Genomic DNA, 23,812 nt, shown 5'->3' on the forward strand with positions numbered 1-23,812 from the left:
TTTAATTCTCCACCTTAGTGGTTTCGACATGATCGCCTGCCTTTACAAAACCTTGCCCGAGAATAATGACCTCAACGCTCTCATCAAAACCACCTAACCAGGCCCCGTCTTTCTCAGTTTTCACTAAGTCAACCGGGTGAAAACTGACCACGCCATTTTCCACCGTTTTAATACCAATATTGCCAGCCTCATCCAATGCCATTAATGAGGGAGAAACCTTAATAGCTCGAGTTTTTTCTAATGGCAAACTGAGTTCGGCACTGACGCCTGCCCAGAGTTCAAAATCTGGGTTTGGAATGCTGACTTCAATTTTGAAGGTATTGGTTTCTACATTTGAGACCCGTGAGATATAGCGCAGTTCGCCCTCAACCTGCTGGCCGTTCAGCAGGCGAACTACGGCCTTTTGACCCAACTTGATGGCGTAGATATCTTTTTCGGTAACATCGGCCCGTACGATCAAAGGATCGATATCAGCAATTTGGGCAATCACGGTTCCTACAGAAACAAAATCACCTTCTTCGATATAGCGTTCGTTGAGTATTCCCGATTGCGGTGCTCGAATCTCTGTTTTATATAGCATGAGTTTAAGTTTAGCTAAATCGGCACGCGCTTGTGTTAGTGATGCTTCAGTCTCTGCCAACCGGGCTTTACCTTGAAATCCCTTAGCGCTCAATTTTTTGGCACCATCAAATTCTATTTCTCTCTGTTTGAGCCGGGCTTGAGCATAATCAAGTTGCTGAGGAAGATCGTTTTTATCAATACGAGCGATCAAGTCGCCTTTTTTTACAACACTACCACGCGGTGCCAACACCTCAATGATCTGTCCGAGCACTTCAGCCGCCACCGTGGTTTTACGATCGGGCTCAGTTCGGCCGTAGAGGGTTACGCTGCGGGTAACCAATTCTGCCTTAACCTCTTTCGTTCTTACGCGAGGAAGTACCTCATTTAACTCTTTGCTAGTAGCAGTATGAACATCTTCGCTCTGAGATAATTGTCCGGATACCATCCAAACTGAAATCAGCAGTGTCAGTGTTATAGCAATTAAATATGGCTTAGCTTTCAGTTTTTCAGACAATTGACGAAAAACAGACATGTACAACTCCTTTTGCCGATATTGACGATTCGCGATCACCGTTGGCGTCTTTAAAAATTCGGAATCCATCAAACTCTGGTAAAAAAATAAAGATAAGACCTAAAGGTTAAGCACCGCCCGCCAGTTTCATATCTATATGTTAAAACTTATTGCTCATACTGACCGAGATTGAGCCGTCCTTCTCAGTGTAGCGCTGACAATATAAAGATTAAGAACATGAATATTTTCATATATTTGTGTCTCTGGTCATTTTTAATGACACAGGCTGAATAATCACCATGAAAATCTTTTTTTGGTCAAATATTAGACACACATCTCATCTTCGAAAAATATAGCTCCAAACCACTAAAGTGTTTGAAAGGGAGCGCTATTTCTCCACATTTAATTTGAATTGAGTTTCCAGACGACCCCCTGAATTTCGCATCATGAGGTGGTTTTTTGGGGTAAATATGAATATAAACGTACAAAACAAAGGTACCGAGCAAATGAATTAGAAAGGCAGAAAATTGATGATCTCCCTCTCACAATAACTCATAGTGTTAGCTACCTGACCACCTGTGATTGCTCTTACTTTGTTGAATGTGCCAGATCAGGTTCACCACAATGGCACAGAATTTCCTCTCTGGCCTGATCCCTCAGAGCGAGGGCAGCATTCCAGTCGGTTCCTTGCGGTGTCAGTGGTTTTCCAATCGTCACGCTGATATCTCCCCGTCTGGGAAACAGAGACTTACCACGTAATTTTGAACGTGTACCACAAAGGGTGATTGGCACGACAGGCAGACCACCATCTACCGCCGCAATAAACGCCCCCAGATGAAACTCGTGCAGGCCGGGCATTCGGTATAAAGTTCCTTCGGGAAAAAAGAACAGCGACCGGCAATTCCTGGCATTGGAAGATATCCGCCGGGCATCGGTCACACCTTTTTGCATGTCAAAGCGTTCTACAAATTCGGTATCCAGCCTGGTCAGGAAAATACGGGCGAAAGGATTTTTCAATAGTTCAGCCTTGGCGACAAAACTACATTTAGCCGGGGCTACCAGCGCCATTATCATTCCATCAAGGTAGCTGGAATGATTTGCAACTAAGATGCAGGGGCTGGTATCGGCCGGCAGGTTTTCCTGTCCCTTAAATGTTACCCTCGTTCCCGTAAACCAAATCAGTAAACGAACGCCAAGTCGGGTAACCGACCAGCACCAGCGTTTATTTGGGACCGCCGCAACGAGGCACCAGACAGATGGCGCAAGGACGGCCATGACCAGCCACATGTAAGCTGCATAGCTAAAATCTGAAACTATTCGCCAATAACGCCTCAGCTGGGGCGTTACTCCTGCCATAATCAAACGGATCGTCTGCCACCATACGGTACGTTGGCGGACATCCAGTTTGTCTTGCTCATAGAGATCTTTACATGCTGCGCGGCGAATTTTCCCGCTGGATGTTTTAGGGACGGTATGAGGTGGTGCGATCACCACTTCATCTGGAGGACTGCCCAGCAGATCCAGAGAAAGATCTTTTACTTCCTGCTGAAGCCGCTGCTGCTGCGCTTTGTCGGTTTCATGTGTTTCTGCCAATACAATCAACCGTTCAGTACCAGACAGACTATCATGACTGGCAAATACCGCGACGCAGCCTTTTCGGATCCCGGGAATATTACAAACGGCTTCTTCCAGCTCATGGGGATAAATGTTTCGACCCGCACGGATAATAATATCTTTGCTCCGTCCGGTGATAAACAGCTCGCCACCGACCAGGTAGGCGCGGTCACCGGTATCCAACCATTCACCATGAAACAACTGTTGCGTCTTCGCCGGATCCCGATAATACCCCTGGGTAGCAGAAGGCCCTTTAAACTCCAGATCTCCTTCTTCCCGCTCCGGTAGCTCTCGGCCAAATTCGTCAACAATACGGATCTGGTGTCCCGGCAGCGGCTGACCTAAGCCCACGACCTGTATAACATTAGCCTCATCGGCTGCTGCCGGTATCGCCCGGCCAAAACGCTCCATTGGTTCACGTCTGATACGATCAATCAGGGGAAGACGCACGCTAGTCGGGAAAGTCAAACCAACCGAGCATTCTGCCAATCCATAAACCGGTGACATGGTTTCAGGGCGAAAGCCATACTTTTCAAATCGCTCAGTAAAACGACGTATCGTACTGGGACTGACTGGTTCGGCGCCATTCCATGACAAGCGCCAGCTGCTGAGATCTAACCCCTCAAGCTCGTCATCGTTGATTTTGTTGATGCATAACTCATAGGCAAAATTGGGGGCCGGTGACAAGGTGCCGCGATGGTGATGTATCGCCCACAGCCAGCGCTGAGGTTTTGACAAAAACAGCAAGGGCGACATGATCACCAAGGGCATGGCATGATAAAGGCTGCCGAACCAGGTACCGATCAACCCCATATCGTGGTATACCGGTAGCCAACTGACGAAAACATCGCTCGAATCAGCCTGCACCACTTTGCCCATAGCCCGGACATTAGCAAGCAGGTTGGCATGCGTCAGAGCTACGCCTTTGGGGTTTCCGGTACTGCCCGAAGTATACTGTAAAAAAGCGATATCCGTGCTCTGAGCCTCCCCCGTCGAGAGCGGTCCTGGCCGTTGCCTTAACTCGTCAACCGTGACCACGGCTTGAATAGATGGTACCTGTAGCCGGAGCAATTGCGAAAGCGGCTTGGCTTCCGGGACAGTGATCAAGATACGCACCTGAGAATTTTGCAGAATACGGGCATGGCGCATTAAGTGATCTTCAATCTGTGAAGGCCGTGCCGGGGGGTAGATAGGAACCGGAATGGCTCTGGCAAATAGTCCCCCGAAGAAACTGTAAAAATAGTCATTGCTGGTTGGCAGCATAATGGCAACACACTGACCCGGTTCAACATCGAGTTTCACCAGCCCGGATGCAATCCGCAGTGCTTCATCCCGCAATGCCCGATAACTGATTTCGGTGAGCTGATCGGCATTCTGATAAACATAAAGATGCGGACGGTCCGGATGCGCCTTCACATGCCAGTCAAGAACTTGTTGGAGTGTTTCCATTTGTTCAGGCGCAGAATCAACGGCCCCAAGCTTAATCTGACGAATTATTTGTTCGGAGACTAAAGCGGTGTCCTGACTTTCAGCTTGCAGCAATTCCCGCAATAAATCCCGTGGTGTTTCTATCACGGCCAGCGTTTCATCTGGCAGGTTGACCTTAAACTGCAGCTCGATACGTTGGATCAACTCGGCACGTGCAAGGCTGTCAAACCCCAGATCACGATCAAAATCACAATCGAGCTGAATCGGCTCAGAAAGTTCCTGCCCTTGCCGCAGTTCGTTAACTAAATCTTTAATGACATTCAGTACTGATTGCGCTGTTTGCTCCGGCTCTCGACCTAGCGGACTTTCAGAATCGACCTGCATAGCACGTATCCTTACAGCTGTGGCTGACTGTTATGACAAGTATGTTCAAAGTGTAGCCAAATTCAGCAGCTTGTATGGTTTTCGATCCTCATGAATGAACAAATTCGTATTGCTCCTGATATAACCATTGCAGGCATGCTCAAACAAGAGACGTAATTCGCCAGAAAAAAATATCACTGAGACCCACTAGCATAAATAATTGCGAATTTTATCAACTAATTGCATCAAATATCTTTCCTATACAGACCGGGAATTCATCATTGCTGACGACATAGCCTGCGCTGCGCCTTGACTTAAGGATCTTGAGGTTACCCAACTATGCGCTTCACGCTGCTATTCTTATAAGAAATACAGTGATCTCCCAATCACTGTATAAAAAGGAAATAATCTGCGCATGAAGAAGTTATTCCTAGTTGTGTTATTTACTCTGATGCTAGTTGGATGTGCTGATTCAATCAGTTTCAGCCAAGCCGAGTCAGTGGAACCCGTTGGCTTTTTCTACGGCTTATGGCACGGGCTGATCATCATCTTCGCGTGGCTTGGATCCCTGTTTTGTGACGATATCGCCATCTATGCCATTTATAACAATGGCGGTTGGTATGACTTTGGATATGTCCTTGGTGTTGGCGGTTTCAGTCTCAGTGCTGGTATTTTTCATGACAATTAACTGCGAGGAAGATCCTATGGAAAATCAAGATGATATGGGCGCTACAGCGTTGCTAGTCGCAGCATTGTTGCTGGCTGGTATCGCAACCACAATCGTCGCCGCCCCACTTGCTGCAGCAGTAATTACAGGAAGCTCAACGAAGACATAATATGAATTTATTCCCGCCCATTTGAGGAGTGGGCATGAGGTAAATAATTGTCAACGGAGGTGTTAGGATATATGCCTAAACGTTTTATATCTTACTTTTGAATGTAATTTAGAACGTTTATTAAACAAGTAGTTAGTCGGGGGGCCATAAGGCTGAGACCACTTCGGTGGGACCCGTTGAACCTGATCCAGTTAACACTGGCGTAGGGAATATACCAACAAAGAAAAACCACTAAATATCATGCACTTAACAAAAGTGAGTTTCCCGTAAGTTATTGATATTCACTCCTTGACACTCTCACTATTGCCCCCATATTGCCCCCGTTAAAGGAGGCATTATCATCACTCAATTCATTCTCTTCACTACCCTTCTACCGTTGTCTTTAATTCACTTAATCGCTCAATACCCCCACTTGCAACTGACTGTGTGATACGCACAAAGACGCTCGCTAACGGGAATTTTCGAGAGCCACTACGCTCAAGTTAACCATCTACAAATGCAAAAATGATGATAGTTAATATACTATCACCATTCGTTTTCTTTGTGGGTTTATCTCAGTTTTGGACATAAGTTAGTTAGAGTTTATGATCTAACTTGAACGTCTCGGATAAGGAAAAGTATCTCAAACCACGAAATTTCTGCCTGTACCACTGGCTGTTTGATACACGTTAAGATGCTCGCTTCCGGGAAGAAGCTAGCGTGTAGGGACTTTTCTGGTAAGTCAAATGGTCTCATGAACGATGAACGCTTTTGACGGAAAGCTTAAACAGAAGGGCTATGACCAGTTTTTGGTCATAGCCCTTCTGTAAATCCGAATTTGATTTACTTATTGAGTCTGCGACTGTCCAAATAAAAGCTTTTCGTCAGAGCCGTCAAGCTTTAATAAGTACGGCTTTATGGTGATATCGCCGTTTTCCATAGCACTTTTAAACAACGCTTCGTTCTCAAGCCATATGCTCTTGTTTTTAGACCAAAATACGGAAGGCATATAGAGGTAGGCATTGTCTAACTGCATGTTTTTGAAAACATTGGTTCTCCAGTTGTCTTCACTATATGAATGCGACGAGTTCCAAACTAAATACCCCTTGGCTTTTGGGATACCCAACAAATCCAACTCACCTTCAATATAAGAAGAAAAATTGCCTAAATTGCTAATGATACAGTTAGGTTTACCGTGGAATGAAGTTGGAGTTGGCTGCTTTTCAGCAAGGCTTTTACATTCAGGGGTATCCGTACGGTAAATATGGATTAATTTATCCTGTGGAGAACCAAATAGGAAGTAATCAACTGGCCCCTCAAATGAGACTGGATTCATGCCCAATTTCGTCATCGATGCTTTTATAGCTTTTGTCATTTTTTCATTCGTTGCATCTACCGCTTGCGAAATTGATTCATCAGGCATTAGCGGAATAATACGAAAAGTATTCACCTGTCGATTTGAGATGCTTAATTTATTGTCTGGGGCTATAGCAAAACCATTTAGAAAGCCATTAAGCAACCCGCCTTGCATCAAGCCTAGCAGCGCATTACCAGCAACAACTGTATTTTGACTAGCTGCAAGGTTTTCATCATATTGCAAAGATAGTCGATCAAGATTATCCGCACGTTTTGGCTCGATCCTCGTCGCGAGATACAGCAGGTTCATCGCCTTGCTCTTGTCTAGCAAAATGACGTCCTCTGCGGATTTGTTTTGTGAAGTGAGTTTTTCAGGGATTGGTGTGCCTTTTGGTGCCGCACAACCTGTAAGGGACAGCGCACCGACAATCGCCAGAATGAGTTTGATTTTAGACATATCCATATCCTTAAATTTTTTCGTTAACTTGTTGGTATGCAATAAGTTTATCACGAGTGTGGGGGGGGTAGAATATAAACGATTCAGCCTGTGAATCTGTAGGCTCTCAGTCATGTTGTTCGTAATAACAACGAACAGTGAACTTCATCAGAGGGGCGTGATCATGGCGCTTTTTTTGTGTGGTACGATTTGACCTGAGTTTCCGGCAAAAGCGTGTTGACTCAGAATTCACAGAAAATTTTTTCTGAGACAGAGCTTTGACCGTTACACTATCACGCTAGTTCTGTACCGATTTAACGTGACAGGCATAATGACTACCGCATTTTGAGGGGACAAGTGACATTTCTATTCTGGGGAGTTATGTGACATTTTAAACTTGCGCTGGCAAATGAATAAATGTTTGCCACTGATAGACCTTGTGCTGTATCACGATCAGAAAAAGAGATTAGAAATGTATAGCAAACCAACATTAACAGCCTGTGAATGAGTTTAAGATCTAAATGAGAATGGGCACACAGCGAGTTAGATCTTTTGCTTTAATTCGAAGCTTTCCGATAAGCAGAAATATGACAAGGTTCTCATTAGAGGGATGAGTAACGTGAAATAGCCAACTGTTTACTGAAATAAGCTAATCTAAAATTCATTTTTCAACAAAACCAAAAGAAAGCCGCTCGCTTTAGTGCGAGCGGCATTAGTCACAAGGTTGACATTAGGTATAGGTACTCGTTCTAACTCTTAATTTGGCACTAGAACGAGGCTTTTATCCAGACACTTTTGCCCCTAAGTGTCAACCAATAACGGTTACGACTATTTTCTTAGTGTCTCAGTTCATCCTCTACGGATGAGCTGTCACCACCATCGTAACGCCAACCCCAAGTAATAACTGAACCATCATTCTTAAGTGCAGCAAAAGCCTTGTCTGTACAAAAGATTTCTTTGACATTAGTTAGATTGTCCTGCACGTACTTGGCATCACCATCACTCCCCCAAGAAACAACTGTCCCATCGGTCTTTAAAGCTGCAAAAGAACCCACATTACTAACGATCTTTTTAACATTAACAAGCTCACTCTGAACAAGTGAGCTGTCACCTCCATATCCGTTATGACCCCAGCTAACGACTGTCCCATCGTTTTTTAAGGCAGCGAAAGCAGCCGATGTACTAAATATTTCTTTTATGTCAGTGAGATCATCTTGAATGAGTGTAGTAACACCACCAAAATCTTCCTGTCCCCAAGTAACGACAGTTCCATCGTTCTTCAAAGCCGCATAAGCCGCCCAATTACTAGTGATGTCTTTTACAGTAATCAAGTAACTTTTCACGGATGAGCTATCAGCCCCGGCTCCATTTCCCCAAGTTACGACGGTACCATCATTTCTCAAAGCGGCAAAAGTAGTTTCTGTGCTAAAAACTTCCCTCACATCAATAAGTTCATTCTTTACCGATGAGCTATTACTACCAGAAAGCGGGTATCCCCACGTAACAACTGTGCCATCATTCTTCAAGGCAGCAAAAGCTTCATTTGAACCAGTTATTCTTTTTACATTCACCAGTTCATCTTTTGCAGATGAGCTATCACCACCACCGAACTCCCAGCCCCAAGTAACGACAGTTCCATTAGCCCTCAGAGCTGCAAAGGCCGCATTATTACTGAAGATACTTTTGACATCAGCAAGCTCACTTTCTACTGATGAGCTATCTCCTCCATTTGAAGAGTCCCCCCAAGTAATGACTGAGCCATTAGATTTTAACGCCGCAAAGGCCTTTTCTGAACTATAGATTTCTTTTACATCCACAAGTTCATTTTGGACGGATGAGCTGTCACCGCCATAGATGGAGCTACCCCAAGTAATGACAGTGCCATCTTCCTTCAGAGCTGCAAATGCTTCACGCGAACTATGAATTTTTATTATGTCCACAAGTTCATTTTGGACGGATGAGCTGTCACCGCCATAGTTGGAGCTACCCCAAGTAACTACAGAACCATCACTTTTTAAAGCGGCAAAAGATGTACTGGTGCTGGAAATACTTACAGTTGGAATAAGGGTATCGCCTTGAGGTTCTTGTACATCAGGTAGATCGATTATCACAAAAAGCTCTTGACCTACAATATCTTTAGCAAAAAGGTATAGTTTATTGGTGATACTATCTTCCGAGGCTGCTTTTAGCGGAGTTCCTTTGACTACAACATAATCATCAACAATTTCAGCTGTCATCCCATTATCAATGCTCATGCTAGTATCAGCACGAAGTATAAGCGTATCGTTTTCAGGGTCAGAAAATAGACCGTCAAGAGGTAAAGTCTGTTCGAAATGAGTACCTTTTACAAGCTGCCACTGAGCCTCGACTGTTGCCTGCAAAGCTCTACTTACAGTATCTGAAACTACTGGTGGTTTATTGTCTATATCATCCGAACTACGTGCTACTTTCAGCTCGAATGATGCGATAGCCTGCCCCATTTTATCGCCTGTAGAACTAACATCTTCTGCATAGATCTTAAATTCTTCTCCTCCAAGTTTATTAATAACATCACCCGTGAGCGAGAGTGTATTCGTGTCAGGATACAATTTAAGAAGTAACCCATTTTCTAGCTGGTGAACTTGTGGAGATTTATTGTCGCCATCATGATTGCCTTCAACAATGGATAGCTTGACACTAGATTGATCAGTTCTGTCGCCATCATGGAACAGAGGTACAAACATATCCTGACCGTCTTTACCACGTACCTCTATGTTTTGTAGTGAATATGTCAAGCTAATATCAGTTGAATCTGTTGTTAGACCGGCATTATCAAGTTGATCTTGTAGAAATCTATACGCATCTTCATTTACTTTTATTAGGACGTTTTCTTTTGGTATCGTGTCGGTATTGCCATCTACCACTGGTCTGTAATCTGGATCAGTGAGTTTGTCTGTACCAGCAATACTTTTAACTACCTTCACCGCTTCAGCAATGATCTCTGTAATATCATCTTTATATGTTGGTGTTGCTACTTTCGTTTCAGCTAGAATTTGAGCGATCTTGTGGAGTTCTATATTGGCATCACCACCCGAAACAAAGTCTTTATAAAGCATCTCTTTAGAAGTTAAGCCAAGTTGAGTTTTAACCGTTTTTTCTGCAAGAAGCAGCATTTCGTCATCATTCACATCAGTAACATTAATAATGATCAAATCAGTGATGGGTGAAATGACTGTGGATTTTGCAGGAGCGAAAAATATGACTTCATGGGCTACAGGTTGAGAAGGTCGATCCATATCAATAGTGTATACACCCGCATATTTTGTCGGATCTAGTTTAGCAAGCTGTATGGAGGCTGCTCCATCTGGGGTAAGAGTTTGAACCCCAAGTACGCCAGAAAAATCTGATGAAATTTCAACTTTACCAAACTCATCAGTAAGACCAAGAAACTCTGAGGATTGCCACTTTCCATCATTGTTTTTGTCATTAAAAATGACAGCATTTTTGAAATAACCATCCATGGCTGTAATGATAATATTATTTGACTTAGATGAGGGTAGAGGTGAGGTTTTATTTAAGTTTGAATCACCATTACATCCTGCCAGAATGAGCGCAACCGAAGCTGCAATAATGCCAACCTTTTTCATTGTTAGTTATATCCTTTTTTATATTTTTAGAACAACTTCTTTCTTTATTAGACAATCGTTAATAAACGGCTGTCCGATCATAAATATCAAACCAAAAATCTGCATGTTGATGTTGTCCAGATCTATGTCGTAGAAATTGACTAAATGAAAATTACTATCATGCACCTTTATGGATAAACCTCTTCTTCAGGCTGCCAATTGAAACTTGCATCAGGGTTGCGAGGTTAAGAGGCTGAATTAAAAATAAAAATGCATCTTCCAGCCTCAGATGGTGTTTTGTATGGAATTCTAGCTGCACATGCCATTAAAGTCATACATTATGTGATGCGAGTTTGACACAGATCACTGTGCCTTTAGAGGTGGGTGAACAGATTGGAGTATTTGATCATACTTTTCTTCTCTGAGTTGTGAGAATAGCCCTCTACTTTTCAAAATACCGCTCACAGATACCAAACTCTGGTATGAGAAAATGCATGTTAAAAGCCAAGATACTATTATTCAGTAAAATTGGTTACTAAATATTGGGGACGATTGCGTAATAAAAATTGACACTTCGTGTTTCGTGTGTATTGGATAAGTAGAGCGACAGCCCTAACAATCTTTGGGTACTTTCGAACTGACATGTATGCGCGTTTTTTCTGAAAACAAGCGTCAAAGGTCAACTTTAAAAATCACATCAGAAATTGCGCCACGCTTGCTATTGGGAGGAAGTGAGCAACATCCTCGTTACCCATCCGATAACGACATCGTGAGATTTGTTCATAAAATAAGCATGAATAAATCTATGGCAAACCATTATTAACAGAATACGAATGAACAAATGCTCTAAATAGCATTGGGGCAAAAGCCAGTTTGTATGGTGAGCGACATTCCCATTGCTATCCAGAGTTGATATGTTGCTAGAAACTGACGATTGCGCTCGCGATTAGGAGTCTCAGAGCGTAGGTGTGTCACATGAAGTTGAATCTAGTATCTCGAACGTCAGGTCGAATGTGAGTCAGTACAATTTAATTTACCTGTTGCTCGTAGCGCTGGTTAAACATATCGATCACTTTCTTTATTTGTCGTTCCACACTCTTAAGTCGTAAATCTTTTTCTGCCGGTGTTGTGCTGTTTTGGTAGATCGCATCCCGGCGTTTACGAAGTGTTTTTAACTGCTTTTCAGTGCCGTTTAGCAAAGGTAACAAGCCAAGCTCACTTTGATGATTGTGGTAGAGTTTATTTCTATCCGCGACCAGAAGGCGATATTGCGATCCTCAACATCGTTACCCATCAATGCCGAACCAATCTCTGGTGCTTTATCAATACCAAAGCGTAATGCCCCACCGCCTAAGTAGTTAACAACGTACTTCATCACGTCCGGGTTAATATCGATTCCACCAGAACGGTAAGCGCTGCCTCCTGTTTTTTCATTGAGCCATTGCGCGAACTTCTTGTATTGCTCCGCTGTTCCCCTGCGGCCAAGCTCACTATCTGGTCGAGGTGTGCCGAATGGTAAGTTCTCTCTGTAAACCTGGCCACCCATGAAATTCTCATTCAACCCGACTTCAGCAAATGGCTTTAAGATTGTCGGCAGGGCATTTTTTAGAATAAAGCCTGATGCTGTATCAGACTCTTGCATTCCGATCGGAGAGAAAGAGCCAAGTGCCGCGGTTACAATGTCACCCGCCCCGCTTGCCGTGGTTTTACTGCCAGAGACGACCGCTTCCATTGAGGTGCCGATCACGCTGAAGAGGTTATAACCATATGGCATGGGGATCTTCCAGTAGCTACCATCTTGCTCACCACCCAAGAAGGATTTCATGATGACAAAATTGCGCTCTTTCACGTAATTTGGCACTTTGTCGTACCAATTCACACCATCATCATCCTCACCTGCCCGATTCATAGCCGCAAAAGCAAAACTACCAATAATGGCACCAAGTGCTATCTTCTGGCCATTATTGAGGTTCTGCCATTTCAACTTGCCGTCACCATTAAGGCCGTACATGGTTCGGGCAAAGTTAGCAGATCCCTGAATAGATGCGTTGGCAAACATACATGGCGTTTAATGTGGTTCCCATTTCTCCGCGCCGGTTAAAGTTCACCGTCATATTCTTAGCCAGGCTTGCAGCTTTCCTGCGGGAAATCCCTGCTTTACGCGCATTGACGTAAGCAGACTACCTAACAGCATTCTCAATTGCCATGTTCGCGTTTTCAATCGCACCGGTTACCGCATCAAAACTCTTATACAGCTTGCCTTTCACGGATCCATTGGCCATTTCAGTCATGCGCTCTAGCTCTTTGGCTTGCGCGTCAATATCCTTCATGTCAAACCAGCCGGTCTTAGCGCCTTCAGCCATAAATTCTTCATAGTGCTGCTGCCACTGTGCTGCTTTTCCTTCCAGCTTCTTACCGCGCAGTGAGGCGTAAACTGCACGCATGGATGTTGGAATATCCTTCATCACCTGCTCAACGATCTTCCCGCCTTTGATCTTGCCGTCTTTGCGAGTTTGTTCTGCAGAAAGGTTTAACACAGCGGTTTGAATATCCCGGGCAAAGTTACCGACAACAAATTCAGGATTGTATGAGGTATTTACCGCTGACAAGAACCGGTTCACCGTCGCCAGGGTTCGGATCAGAATATTGCTGGTATCGGGCCCGATGTTTTTCATTGCCTTCATCAAGCGTTCATCGTGCAGGCGAATCGCCCCCGCTCATCTGCCGTCACACTGCGAACAGCATGCATACGTGTTAATAGTTCAATCGCCTTGCTCATTGCCGTTCCCCCAATTGCTCCAACAGATAGTCTGTGATCAGCGTTTTCGCTTCTTCTGCACTATTGCAGAACACACTCAGATAGCCCTGATTGTTCAGTTTCTCGCTCCATTCATATTGGTTGTCTTTAATTGCTGACTTGTATTCCGCCGGCGCTTTCATTTCTATCCGCAATCCATGATAACCACTGGCCGCAATATCTAAAATGAGATCGGGATAACCAGGCGAACCACCGAGCTCAATAAAGTCTTTAGACGCTTTCGGGCCACGCTTGCCTTCATTGGCTACATGGGTCAGGTAGTCACCGACAATAAGGCCGTTGATTTCAGTCTTATTAGCCCAAAGTACAACTGCCTTTTGCTCTGCCGATTCCGGCTCGCGCTTTTGCTTTTTGACCTTGCCATCCCTACCTGTTAGCAGCTTTGCTGACGAGCCGATCTGCTTTTGAAACTCGTACTGATTAAACAAACTTGGCCCCCTTCACTGTTATCAACTCCATATCAACCAGACGCTCTAAGGTTTCGCAGAGTGCTTCATACATGTAGCGTTCTTTCTCGCCCGGCTGCCAGTCGTAAAGCACGCGGCCGTCTATCCGGTCATGGCAATCTGAGCAAGCAAAACAGGCTATGTGATCACTTCCTTTGCGGGATAAACCGTGTCGTGAGCTCGGCAAATGCGCCAGCACCACCGTTTCGGGATTGAAGTTGCAGACACCCATGATCTGCACTGAGCATTGCTGACCTTTTGCTGCCTGGGTGAGTTTCTTACTTCGAAGTGCCAGTGTCTTAATTGCCATCACCAATACCCCATCAACCGATTAACGGCCTGCTCTGCTTCGGCTTGGTTTTCAAAATAACCAAATAGAATGTGGTTCCAGATAACGTTGAAGGAGGCCTTATAAAGTTCATCGAACTCAGCCTGATCCATCTTGGCAAAGCGGATGCTTTTAGCTTCTTTTCGAGTCGTACCGTTCGGCAACTCAACAATGGTATAAAACCCGGCTTCAGCCACTACCCACTTTCTGTATGCCTCAAATGATTTTTCAACCTCAAGGTTTGCTCGCTGCGCAGAAACGTTATCAAGATACCCGGAGGCCAGATCTTACAGAGTTTGAAGTTCCCCGCCATATTGCGCCAGCATCCGGCAAAATCGCTGCAACAGACTGCGCTCACTTGGTGATACCGTACCGCCCTGCGTTTTAACTAAGGCAAGCTGAGGCATTACGCAGCTCGCGCTTTGAGAATACCTAAATCAATAAACCGCTTAGTTAGCCAAAGCTCCCCTTTACCTGTGATCAGGGTGGTTTGACCGATACGCGCTTCATCATTGGTTTCGTAGGTAGACTGCTTAACGGTGAAATAGCCGCGATCAATGTATTCTTGGAAAGGAAGGTTGTGACGTTCGCCACCCGCCATCAAAATGCGGTGTTCTCGGAGAATGGAAAATATCTTCTTAGGGCCAAGGCCAACTGTTTTCGCAAAGTTACCGATCAATGCGCCTTTATCTGCACCGGCGATACGATCGGCAAAATCAACTTTTGGTGCGGCTTCGATGAGCTTTTATTTGCAGCCGCAAGTTTAGCTTGATTGCTATCAATAACCCTTTGAGCAACTTGGAGTGCTTTGGCCAATATTAGCTCAGGATCATCGTTTTCCTGGTTCGCAATATACCCGCCATTTTGACGAATACTTGGAAGCACCACTTCACAAACCCAATCCTGGAACTCTACCGCAGCCGGTAACTGCGAGCGCATTACTAGACGGTAAACATCGCTTTCGGGGATGACCTGCCACTCCCTTATAATATCATTGTGATGAGTAACCACTTTCACACAAAGTCTTGTAGTTACTGGAACCCGCCATTTTAGAGTGCTTGAGTATTGACGTTTTATCGACATATCTACAGTGGGCAGAAACAGCCTCATCGGGTCTAACATAGCCAAGGACATCAGCCACATCCTTTGCCACAAACATTGGCTTTCTATCTACAACCAGGGTACGGACGTTATTACCGTTGAAGTCGAATACAGCTAAATCATTCATGGTCGTTACCTTTGTTATGAATTGGTCGTTTTTCTCATGTGGGATGGTTAGTCCCTGCATTCATTGTCCTCTCAATCACTTACGCCGTCAAAACAGCCCATAACCCTTAACAAAACGACTGATAATTTCAGAAATGCAGACATTTCAGTTATGAATGACCGCTTTATTAGGCATAAGTCAAATTTTGTATGATATTTATTGATATCATACCGCCTTCAATATGAATGCTTCGGATTTTGGGCCGATACCCAAGGGCGGTAGCTTGCTTTTTGCAGCAGTAAGAATCACTGGTTGGGTGCTAGAGGACCATTGGCCTTTGGTGATGTTGCAGGGATATACGAACTCAATTCGTATATCTCATTCGTATATCTGGTGATACAAGGCAGATATACGAATGAGATCGTTGAATAAAATGTTATAAGCTTTAAGTATTCAACAACTTACCGCACTTGATTCTTTGAGTTACAGCTAGGTAGTATTGTTCTTCAAGTTTTGAACTTCATTAGGTATGTAAATGATTGATAAGAAGGTTCGCTGGGGTATTGCTGGGTTAGGTAAAATCGCGCATCGTTTTGTAAAGGATTTGACACAGCATGTTGAAAATGGAGAGCTATACGCTGTCGCAGCAAGAGACCAGTTGCGAGCTGATATGTTTGTTAATGAATACCGCTGTCAAAGAAGTTATGGTTCATATCAGGCACTAGCACAAGACCCAAACGTTGATGTTGTCTACATTGCAACAATTCATCCTTTTCACAAAAGTATGGTTGAACTATTTTTAAAACACGGAAAACACGTCTTGGTTGAAAAGCCTGCTTTTACCAACATAGAAGACTGGGATGAAATGTCCTCGCTTGCCGAAGAAAAGGGATTACTTTTAGTCGAAGCAATGAAATCAGTAGCCTTTCCAGCTTATCAAGCATTGCGACAGTTTATTCAAGTTAACAATGTGCAAATCGACTCGGTTGAAGCTGCCTTTGGTAATTGGCATGAGTTTGATACCAAACAGCAAATATTTAATCCTGATTTATGTGGTGGAGCAACTTTAGATGTTGGTGTGTACGCTTTATGGTTGTACGTTGATTTATGTCAACTCACGAAAAGCACTGTATTAAAACCCTCTGTAAAACATAGCAAAGACAACGCTACATCTGAAGTAGACGAAAATGTCGAATTAATTTTTGATGGAGAGATCAACGGTAGAGTTTGTGCCTCTATCACTCGTAATCTAAAGCGCGAAGCTATAATTAAGGGGCCAGAGGTTGAAATCATTATCCATGAAAAGTGGTGGAATCCAAAAAACATCGACATTATCTATCAGGGTAAGAAACAGAAAATTGCCACACCCGTGAGAGGTGGGGGATTTGAATACGAGATTGAGCATATCTCTTCATTAATTCTTAATGAGAAATATCAATCTGATGTCATGCCTGCCGAGACTAGCCGAAAAGTCATTTCAATTATGGAAGCTAGTTTAGTGGAAAATGGCTTTCAGCATTTAGTTCGTTCAATCGGGTGAGGTAAGACAAACTCCCCCGTAAGTTGAGTCGTGTCGGCGCTTATAATCGGGTAGCCGAGGGTCTTTAACCCTCAGCCCCCACAACACCCTGCATGCGGATCCGCACAGGGCGTTTCACTTAGAATGGTGAAGCCTAATCCATCCATCACGCAGTTCAACCAATCCCTGAGATCTTAGGTAGGCATTCGATAATGCTTGCTGTATTCCCGGAGTTTTCGAGCTACGCCATGGGCCTTTACTGGTAATGCCACACGCAACGGCTGATTGAATCCGAACGCCGCGATTCAACAGACTTTTTACTTTAGTGCGTGGCTTTCGCCACTGTCGCCAATAAGCCATTCTGACTCTGCGCCGGATCCAATGATCAAGCTCGACACAGAGTTGATAGCAGTTGGCTATACCAAAGTAATTAATCCAGCCACGTAGATATTGGCTGATTTTGAAGAGTTGATATTTCATCGAAACTCCCCAATTGCGGTTTGTCAGTCGCCTAACTTGCTGCTTAAACTTCAGCAGTGTTTTGGGATGCCATTGAATACGGTTTGCCCGGAATGTGAATCCCAAGAATTTGCTTTCAATGCTTCTGACAACGTGGCTTTTGGTTGTGTTCACCGTTAGTTTCAGGCGGCTTTGTAGATAGTGACTGATACTTAGGAGCACGCGTTGGCCTGCACGCTGACTTTTCACCAGAATGGTGAAATCATCGGCATATCTGGCAAATTTATGTCCTCGTTTCTCAAGTTCTTTGTCGAGCGGGTCGAGCATGATGTTCGCCAAAAGTGGTGACAATGGGCCTCCTTGAGGGACGCCTTCTCGACTCTCCATATAAAGCTGATTATCGATAACCCCAGCTCGCAAGTATCGACTAATTAATTTAAGTAGACGTTTATCTTTCACTTTATAGCTAAGGTAAGTCATCAATAGGTCGTGGTTCACTCGGTCGAAGAATTTCGACAGATCAACATCGACTGCGTAATGACGTCCTTGCTTAATAATACGTTGAACCTGCCTGACGGCTTGTTGCCCATTTCGACCCGGGCGAAAACCGAAACTATTGTTCGAGAAATCGGGGTCAAAGATGGGCGTCAGTACCTGAGCTATGGCTTGTTGGATCACCCGGTCAATAACGGTTGGGATACCCAGTTGGCGTTTACCGCCATCAGGTTTATCTATCTCAACACGCCTGACGGGTAAGGGCTGATACTGTTCTGCTCGCAGATCGGTTTCAACTTTGTCCCATTGGCCGGATTTAACCCAGTCGGGGAACTCGTTGATAGTCATGTTATCGACTCCAGCGGCCCCTTTGTTGGCTCGAACACGTTTCCATGCGGCTTGTAAATTATCTCGCTGCAAGATTTGTTCGAATAGATTTTGGTTAAAGGCTGGCTTCATGTCAGCATGCTGAATCACGTCACTACCGGTCGGTATTCGTGTGTTCAAATGTGGCAAGACTCCTCCTTTTTCTAACTGTTCAGGCCTTCACCGTGTCCCAACCATTACGATGGGCATTTGGCTACTATGCCGTCTGCTGACTTCTGCTTAATCACTTAACGAGTTACCTCGTAAAGCGCTATCGTTGTTCATCGGTTTCGCTCGCGTAAGTTGATGACGCTTACACGCCAGGTCTATTGAACCAGCGACCACGCTGGGTAGGTTAACGATCGCATGTTAAGCAGATCTCCCCAGATAAGGACATGGACTTTCACTGCGCAACTGCATCATTTACGGTGGTCATTAAATCACTTGGCTTCGTTGTCTTGTGCCAACTCGCCTTTGACCTACGCCTCATATGATGTTCTTGTTCATCAGCTCGCAGTTTTGCTAGCGGCTTCCTTCAGACCGTTCCTCGCGGAAAAGCCCTTGCCATTCGCTAGTAGTTAACATCTAATAATCAATAGGTTATTAGGCGGTGATTTTCCTACAGAGGACTTTCACCTCATTAGTTCATGCCCATGCTGGGCGTACACAAGAAATTTAAGAGTGATTCACAACGCTTGGCGAACTCAGCTCAAGTCTAGTTTTGTGTTTACGGTGTAAGGGTTTAGGTTAGGTGTAAGCGTTGTTCACACCTTAATTGGACGTTAAAAGCTAAGGAGAAAATTGTGACAGCAAGGGATGTCGTGCTTTCCTTTTGGAAGACAATGGAAACAAATGATTTTGAAAAGGCAAGTTTGTGGTTATCTGAGGATGTTGAAAATTATTCACCTCAATCTTCAGAGTTAATCACAGGACGTAAAAATTTCTCAGCGGTTAATACTCATTACCCCGCTGATGGTAAATGGAAATTACTATCAATTCAATTGTTAGTGATGGAAATCAGGTTGTAACTGATGTGAGTATTACTGACGGTTCATTGAAAGCTAAAGCAATTACTTTTCATACCATTGAAAATGGTTTGATTTCGAAACAAACGGAATATTGGCCCGATGATTATCCTGCTCCAGATTGGCGAAAACCATGGGTTACAATTCAAATGCGCAGTTAACAACAATCAAGGTGACCCTTTACACTCGGCGGTTTTGGTTTCAAGTTGGTGCGCTTGGTGAGTTAATCGTGGGGCACACATTATTGCAGGCGTTATACCTTTTCTAGCTTTCTTCATCAAATTTTGGATTTATATTAATATGAACGATCAAGAAAAAAGTGAATATGAATATGTTGGTTTTTGGGCACGGGTTGGTGCTACATTGATAGATACAATTATCTTTATGGTAATAGTTGGCCCTTTTATGTATATGTTTTATGGAGATACATATCTGTACTCTGATGATTTTATACTAGGTTTTGCTGATGTAATGCTTAATCATATACTTCCTATTGTAGCAGTAATGCTTTTCTGGATTTATAAATCAGCAACACCAGGAAAAATGGCAATTAAAGCCATTATTGTTGACGCAAACACTGGAAAGCGTCCAACAACAAAGCAGTACCTTATTCGATATTTCGGATATATAGTTTCAACAGTTCCACTTGGCTTAGGGTTGATGTGGGTCGGTTGGGATAGTAAGAAACAAGGCTGGCACGATAAACTTTCAAAAACAGTTGTTATTCGCCCACAAAACCGCGGTGTTGAAAGCGTTAAATTTGATGTATAGGCATACAAAACAATCAAGGTGATTACACTCGGCATTTTTGGTTTGGAGTTTTGGTATGCTTGACTGGTTCAGTGTTGGCACACCTTATTGCGGGCGTTAAACGAATTATAAGTCTAGAGGTTAAATGAAAAATACAGATGCGGAACCATCATATGAAACATTGGAAATAGGTACACCGTCAGATTATACATCTGACGTTTACCGTGTTTATTTCGAAGTTCGTGAACATGAAGGAATGGTTAAAAAAATCATTTCTGACTTTCTTGGTGCTGAAAGGGCGGAAAAAATAGGAACTCTAACTCATGGGTACGAAGTGGAATTACCCATTCAGTGTATACCCGAAATAGTCAGGTTGTTAACAAATGAAAATATAGCGATATATCAAGTGATACGCTATGCCAAAACAAATAGCACCTGGGTATAATCGTTTAACAATGCCATCAAGGTTATGCATTACACTCGGCATTTTTGGTATAGCGTTTGGCGCGTTTGGTTAGTTTGCCGTGGCGCAACTTATGTTCGGTGTTATGTGCTATCAAAAATTAATTTAAATCTACGGAAAATATAATAATGAAAAAATTGACTCTTTTCTTGTCATTGGTTATTTCAACAAGCGTCTATGCAAATACCATCATCAGCACTGATCAAATGGTTTCTATTGAAATCGACGGTGACGGTGACTTGGTGATTAAAAGTGATGAACTGAAAAAGCCAGATACAACAACAAATGAGTACTTTGCTAACTTGGGAATGCGAACTTTCCCAATGGTGTGTGATGATTTAAAGCATGAGGGATTGGGTGCTAAGTTAGATGAAGAAATTGACAATGAATACTTAGTTCCTATGTCGGACCATTGTATTACTGATAACACTAAGTCTGTATTAATAAAAATTAATGGCATCGAAAGAACCTTTAAGCTGTAGTATACGAAAAGTTAAATACGCACATAAAACAATCAAGGTAATGCTTTACACTCGGCATTTTTGATATGGCGTTTGGTGCGCTTTGCTGGTTCAGCATGGCGCACCTTATTGTGGGCGTTTTGTTACTTACCCTTCACTACGACTCAGGCGACGAATAATGTCCTCATGTTGTGGATATTTTGCCATTAATGTTTCTTGGTTAAACAGCTCAAAATCATCAAAGGTAAACCCAGGTGACACCATGCACCCCACTAAAGAGAATCCAGGTAGATTCATTGCTGAACCAAAAATACATCCTTTAGGCACCAGAAATTGCGGTCGTTCACCAGCAGCAAGATTGAGACCCAGTTGCGCCGTAGTCAATTCACCTTGTTCAGAGATCATATAGATAGTTAGCGATTCACCCGCATGGAAGTACCACATTTCGTCGGCGGTTAAACGGTGGAAATGTGAAACTTCACCAGTTCGAAGCAGAAAATAGATGCTGCTCCATAGTGAACGAGTCTGGTCGAAATTGCTCTTTGAGCTAAAAGAGGAACGATAGTATCCACCTTCAATATGCTGTTCCAGTTCTAAGAGTTGAATGAATTCATCGGCTGTTTGCATAAGTAAAACCTATCCTCATAATTATGTGATCATTCGACAAGAGTTAAAGTGCTTGCTAGTGAGACCGTGAATTGTAGCCATATCTGGATATGTCACAGTTCACTAACAAAACAGAAAAGCCCATAAACTCGCTCTTCGGAAGCTTGTCAGCAGCTCGATTGCTGCGTTGAATCTATTCGATATAGAAGAACTATGACATCATAAATTTTCATTGGACTCAACCTGCCGACGTTCATCGATCAAGTTAGGGTCTCACTCGTGGAAATGCCATATAAAGCCATCAAGGTGACGCTTTACACTCGGCAATTTTGGTTTGAATTGATTAACCCAATCAAATCCCTTTATCCTGTAAAAAAAATATGAATACACTGCTCACTTACATCAAGGCAATCCATAAAAAACAAACTTCTGTATCAATCATTAACAAACATACTAAGACAAGTAGTTACATCGATGATGAGATAGAAGTCAACGAAAAGGAAACAACTTATTATTTCGACAATGGGGTTGTGATTCGGTATAAAACTGAGCGCGATAATGTACCTTCAGAGCTATTGTGCGAAGAGTGTTGGATAAGTTATGAAGTGGTTGATCTCGGTCAACAGATGATCACACCATTGCGGAAAATATTTCATAACACCTGTCAAGAAACCTTCTGGCTGAAGATGCAGGTACATGCTTTACAGTGAAACTCTGCGACGGCCCTTCCGCCGTCGCTATCACCTATCCCCTCCCCTACGCAGCGTAATCAAACGCCCGCCCTTTCACTACGCACTCACCGTATAACCGCTTAAGCCAAATCTCAGCCTCACGTTCAGTCGGCGCCAGTTGATGCCGACTCCACACGCATGGATACACAGCCATAAAATCCAGCACGTTCTGCACATGCTTTTCGGGAATGCCAAACTCTGTCCAGCGCTTAACCGTACATCCTCTAACATCGCAGTATTCACCGAGTAAACGTATTGCTGTTTCACTCATCCCCTTACAGCGACGTTCATACATCACGATGTGGCGAAGTACCGCTTTAGCGGCATCAGCAGCCAGCTCCAGGCGCATTTTTGCGTATTCGTTATCTGTAAATTCCATGGTCGTTACCTTATTTTCGTTTAGAAATGATTTTTTCAATCGGTGCTTGGTAGGCACATTTGTTTTGTTTCATCGCATCAATGCGAGCTTGCATTGCTGCAGGCACATTCGCGTTAAGCCCCAACTGCTCTGCTATAGTCGGAATTTTTAATGCTGGTCGCGGAAGCTGCTTAACATGCGGAGTGACTTTACCGCCCTCTTCAACGTGTTTTTCCCACAAACTAAGCTCACGCCTAATCCGCAGTTTCAGATCGCTTGGCCCAAGGTTCTTCTGGTAAAAATCATCCTTCACCGTCTGCATGATCCAAAGGCTCACATCGTGGTTCCACTTGTGGTTTTTCAGCAGATCGGGATCTCGCCTAACCATCCAGTACTGCTCTAACTCTTTGTAAACTTCATCAACACTCGGCAGGCCTGTCGATACCTGTTCTTTGCACATTTCCAACCAGTCAAACGGCGCAGGATACGGATAAAACTTGCGCCCTGGCGCTACCGATATTGCCGCCTGTAACTGCTGCTCGCTCACTTCATTTTTCGCCAGCAGTAATGTAATTTCAGCTAAGAAATGACCTTGAATATCTTCTGTTTTGAAGCGATTTAGCCACGACGGCCAGTGAACGACGTACATCGTGCTAATTTGATTGTTCACCGTCATTGCCAACGTATGACTGTAATCGCTGATTGGTTTCTGACTGGACACGCAGAGCGAGTCAAGACTGTCTTGCCAGCCAGAGCGGCTACCGTTTGTGGCGTTCCCTTTGGTCGTTCCTCGAATCGCCTGTTTTGCAGCGATTAAATATCCATTGAATTTTTCAGTGCCGAATAACGTGCTTGGTCGTAAGAACTGAGCCATTTTCGGATCGTTAAGCCATTCGCAGGCCTTGTAGTCGATCACGAGTTTCAGAACTTTCACGCTTGCCCCATCAGAGAGGCGGCCTGAAATATTTTTAGTGCTTGCCTTGGCGTCGGGTTTAAACCTGCTTCCAACAACAGAATTCAAATGATCAATCACTTGCTTGATGTAGACAAAAACACCTTCATTGGTGCCAGCTTTATCTGCAACCGAATCA

General features: G+C 43.8%; 24 protein-coding genes, 1 pseudogene and 1 riboswitch. Of the genes and pseudogenes, 8 read left to right on the plus strand and 17 right to left on the minus strand.

The features are described 5' to 3' along the window. Position 1: 1 nt before the first annotated feature. Both C9I89_RS09415 and C9I89_RS09420 read right to left on the minus strand, forming a co-directional pair. Positions 2–1,093 (minus strand): efflux RND transporter periplasmic adaptor subunit, encoded by a 1,092-nt coding sequence (locus tag C9I89_RS09415; RefSeq protein WP_170107670.1) that lies wholly within the window; start codon positions 1,091–1,093, stop codon positions 2–4. Positions 1,094–1,660: 567 nt separating this feature from the next. Beyond that, complete coding sequence (locus C9I89_RS09420; RefSeq protein ID WP_107283097.1) at positions 1,661–4,498, minus strand: AMP-binding protein; 2,838 nt, start codon at positions 4,496–4,498, stop codon at positions 1,661–1,663. Between the two features lie 394 nt (positions 4,499–4,892). On the opposite strand from C9I89_RS09420, the gene C9I89_RS09425 reads away from it, so the two are divergent. Continuing rightward, entirely contained in the window at positions 4,893–5,165 is a 273-nt protein-coding gene (locus tag C9I89_RS09425; protein ID WP_107283098.1) for a hypothetical protein, read from the plus strand. Between the two features lie 16 nt (positions 5,166–5,181). Continuing rightward, on the plus strand, positions 5,182–5,313 hold the full coding sequence (locus C9I89_RS22950) for a hypothetical protein (protein ID WP_281258256.1): 132 nt from the start codon (positions 5,182–5,184) through the stop codon (positions 5,311–5,313). Between the two features lie 127 nt (positions 5,314–5,440). Then, positions 5,441–5,539, plus strand: a riboswitch (TPP riboswitch). A gap of 600 nt (positions 5,540–6,139) precedes the next feature. Here the strand turns inward: C9I89_RS22950 and C9I89_RS09430 are convergent. The 11 genes from C9I89_RS09430 to C9I89_RS22955 all read right to left on the minus strand — a co-directional run bounded on the left by C9I89_RS09430 (position 6,140) and on the right by C9I89_RS22955 (position 15,509). Further along, positions 6,140–7,105, minus strand: a complete 966-nt coding sequence (locus C9I89_RS09430; protein WP_107283099.1) for a hypothetical protein — start codon at positions 7,103–7,105, stop codon at positions 6,140–6,142. Between the two features lie 815 nt (positions 7,106–7,920). Then, the gene (locus C9I89_RS09435; protein WP_107283100.1) at positions 7,921–10,710 is read right to left on the minus strand and encodes an RCC1 domain-containing protein; all 2,790 of its coding nucleotides are present in this window, start codon (positions 10,708–10,710) and stop codon (positions 7,921–7,923) included. 1,007 nt (positions 10,711–11,717) lie between these two features. Then, on the minus strand, positions 11,718–11,897 hold the full coding sequence (locus C9I89_RS09440; RefSeq protein ID WP_107283101.1) for a hypothetical protein: 180 nt from the start codon (positions 11,895–11,897) through the stop codon (positions 11,718–11,720). Beyond that, positions 11,882–12,748 carry an LPD38 domain-containing protein gene (locus C9I89_RS09445; protein WP_107283102.1) on the minus strand — a complete coding sequence of 289 codons (867 nt, stop codon included), beginning with the start codon at positions 12,746–12,748 and terminating at the stop codon, positions 11,882–11,884. Before C9I89_RS09445 ends, C9I89_RS09440 begins: the two co-directional genes overlap by 16 nt. 121 nt (positions 12,749–12,869) lie before the next feature. Beyond that, entirely contained in the window at positions 12,870–13,364 is a 495-nt protein-coding gene (locus C9I89_RS09450) for a hypothetical protein (protein WP_146155061.1), read from the minus strand. 100 nt (positions 13,365–13,464) lie between these two features. Further along, positions 13,465–13,935, minus strand: coding sequence for a VRR-NUC domain-containing protein (locus tag C9I89_RS09455; protein ID WP_107283104.1), 471 nt, complete (start codon positions 13,933–13,935; stop codon positions 13,465–13,467). Beyond that, positions 13,928–14,263 carry a nuclease domain-containing protein gene (locus C9I89_RS09460; RefSeq protein ID WP_245905456.1) on the minus strand — a complete coding sequence of 112 codons (336 nt, stop codon included), beginning with the start codon at positions 14,261–14,263 and terminating at the stop codon, positions 13,928–13,930. The genes C9I89_RS09455 and C9I89_RS09460 overlap by 8 nt, the downstream gene beginning before the upstream one ends. Next, positions 14,263–14,565: a DUF1367 family protein gene (locus C9I89_RS09465; protein ID WP_245905460.1), complete on the minus strand. Its 303-nt coding sequence runs from the start codon at positions 14,563–14,565 to the stop codon at positions 14,263–14,265. Before C9I89_RS09465 ends, C9I89_RS09460 begins: the two co-directional genes overlap by 1 nt. Positions 14,566–14,687: 122 nt before the next feature. Then, entirely contained in the window at positions 14,688–15,020 is a 333-nt protein-coding gene (locus C9I89_RS22805) for a phage antirepressor KilAC domain-containing protein (protein ID WP_107283105.1), read from the minus strand. Next, positions 14,957–15,298 carry a BRO-N domain-containing protein gene (locus C9I89_RS22810; protein ID WP_281258257.1) on the minus strand — a complete coding sequence of 114 codons (342 nt, stop codon included), beginning with the start codon at positions 15,296–15,298 and terminating at the stop codon, positions 14,957–14,959. The genes C9I89_RS22805 and C9I89_RS22810 overlap by 64 nt, the downstream gene beginning before the upstream one ends. Further along, the gene (locus C9I89_RS22955) at positions 15,273–15,509 is read right to left on the minus strand and encodes a BRO-N domain-containing protein (protein ID WP_211315233.1); all 237 of its coding nucleotides are present in this window, start codon (positions 15,507–15,509) and stop codon (positions 15,273–15,275) included. Before C9I89_RS22955 ends, C9I89_RS22810 begins: the two co-directional genes overlap by 26 nt. A 514-nt stretch (positions 15,510–16,023) precedes the next feature. On the opposite strand from C9I89_RS22955, the gene C9I89_RS09485 reads away from it, so the two are divergent. Further along, positions 16,024–17,028, plus strand: a complete 1,005-nt coding sequence (locus C9I89_RS09485; RefSeq protein WP_107283108.1) for a Gfo/Idh/MocA family protein — start codon at positions 16,024–16,026, stop codon at positions 17,026–17,028. A gap of 114 nt (positions 17,029–17,142) precedes the next feature. Here C9I89_RS09485 and ltrA read toward each other — a convergent pair whose 3' ends face one another. After that, positions 17,143–18,468 carry a group II intron reverse transcriptase/maturase gene (gene ltrA, locus C9I89_RS09490; protein ID WP_245905458.1) on the minus strand — a complete coding sequence of 442 codons (1,326 nt, stop codon included), beginning with the start codon at positions 18,466–18,468 and terminating at the stop codon, positions 17,143–17,145. Between the two features lie 701 nt (positions 18,469–19,169). Between ltrA and C9I89_RS09495 the strand changes: the two are divergent. From C9I89_RS09495 to C9I89_RS09510, 4 genes and pseudogenes are all read left to right on the plus strand, one after another. Continuing rightward, positions 19,170–19,513: pseudogene (locus C9I89_RS09495) on the plus strand (nuclear transport factor 2 family protein). A 139-nt stretch (positions 19,514–19,652) separates the two neighbouring features. Beyond that, complete coding sequence (locus C9I89_RS09500; RefSeq protein WP_107283110.1) at positions 19,653–20,123, plus strand: RDD family protein; 471 nt, start codon at positions 19,653–19,655, stop codon at positions 20,121–20,123. A 124-nt stretch (positions 20,124–20,247) separates the two neighbouring features. After that, complete coding sequence (locus C9I89_RS09505) at positions 20,248–20,547, plus strand: hypothetical protein (RefSeq protein ID WP_107283111.1); 300 nt, start codon at positions 20,248–20,250, stop codon at positions 20,545–20,547. A gap of 146 nt (positions 20,548–20,693) precedes the next feature. Next, the gene (locus C9I89_RS09510; protein ID WP_107283112.1) at positions 20,694–21,047 is read left to right on the plus strand and encodes a hypothetical protein; all 354 of its coding nucleotides are present in this window, start codon (positions 20,694–20,696) and stop codon (positions 21,045–21,047) included. Between the two features lie 126 nt (positions 21,048–21,173). Here the strand turns inward: C9I89_RS09510 and C9I89_RS09515 are convergent, their stop codons facing one another. Then, positions 21,174–21,653 carry a cupin domain-containing protein gene (locus C9I89_RS09515; RefSeq protein WP_107283113.1) on the minus strand — a complete coding sequence of 160 codons (480 nt, stop codon included), beginning with the start codon at positions 21,651–21,653 and terminating at the stop codon, positions 21,174–21,176. A 359-nt stretch (positions 21,654–22,012) separates the two neighbouring features. Here C9I89_RS09515 and C9I89_RS09520 point away from each other — a divergent pair, with 359 nt between their 5' ends. Continuing rightward, positions 22,013–22,342, plus strand: coding sequence for a hypothetical protein (locus C9I89_RS09520; protein ID WP_107283114.1), 330 nt, complete (start codon positions 22,013–22,015; stop codon positions 22,340–22,342). Between the two features lie 46 nt (positions 22,343–22,388). Here the strand turns inward: C9I89_RS09520 and C9I89_RS09525 are convergent, their stop codons facing one another. Beyond that, positions 22,389–22,742, minus strand: a complete 354-nt coding sequence (locus C9I89_RS09525; RefSeq protein ID WP_107283115.1) for a hypothetical protein — start codon at positions 22,740–22,742, stop codon at positions 22,389–22,391. A gap of 10 nt (positions 22,743–22,752) precedes the next feature. After that, on the minus strand, positions 22,753–23,754 hold the full coding sequence (locus tag C9I89_RS22665) for a replication protein P (protein WP_107283116.1): 1,002 nt from the start codon (positions 23,752–23,754) through the stop codon (positions 22,753–22,755). Positions 23,755–23,812: the final 58 nt, after the last annotated feature.

Origin of the sequence: Photobacterium lipolyticum (genome assembly GCF_003026475.1) — a bacterium.
GTDB lineage: Bacteria > Pseudomonadota > Gammaproteobacteria > Enterobacterales > Vibrionaceae > Photobacterium > Photobacterium lipolyticum.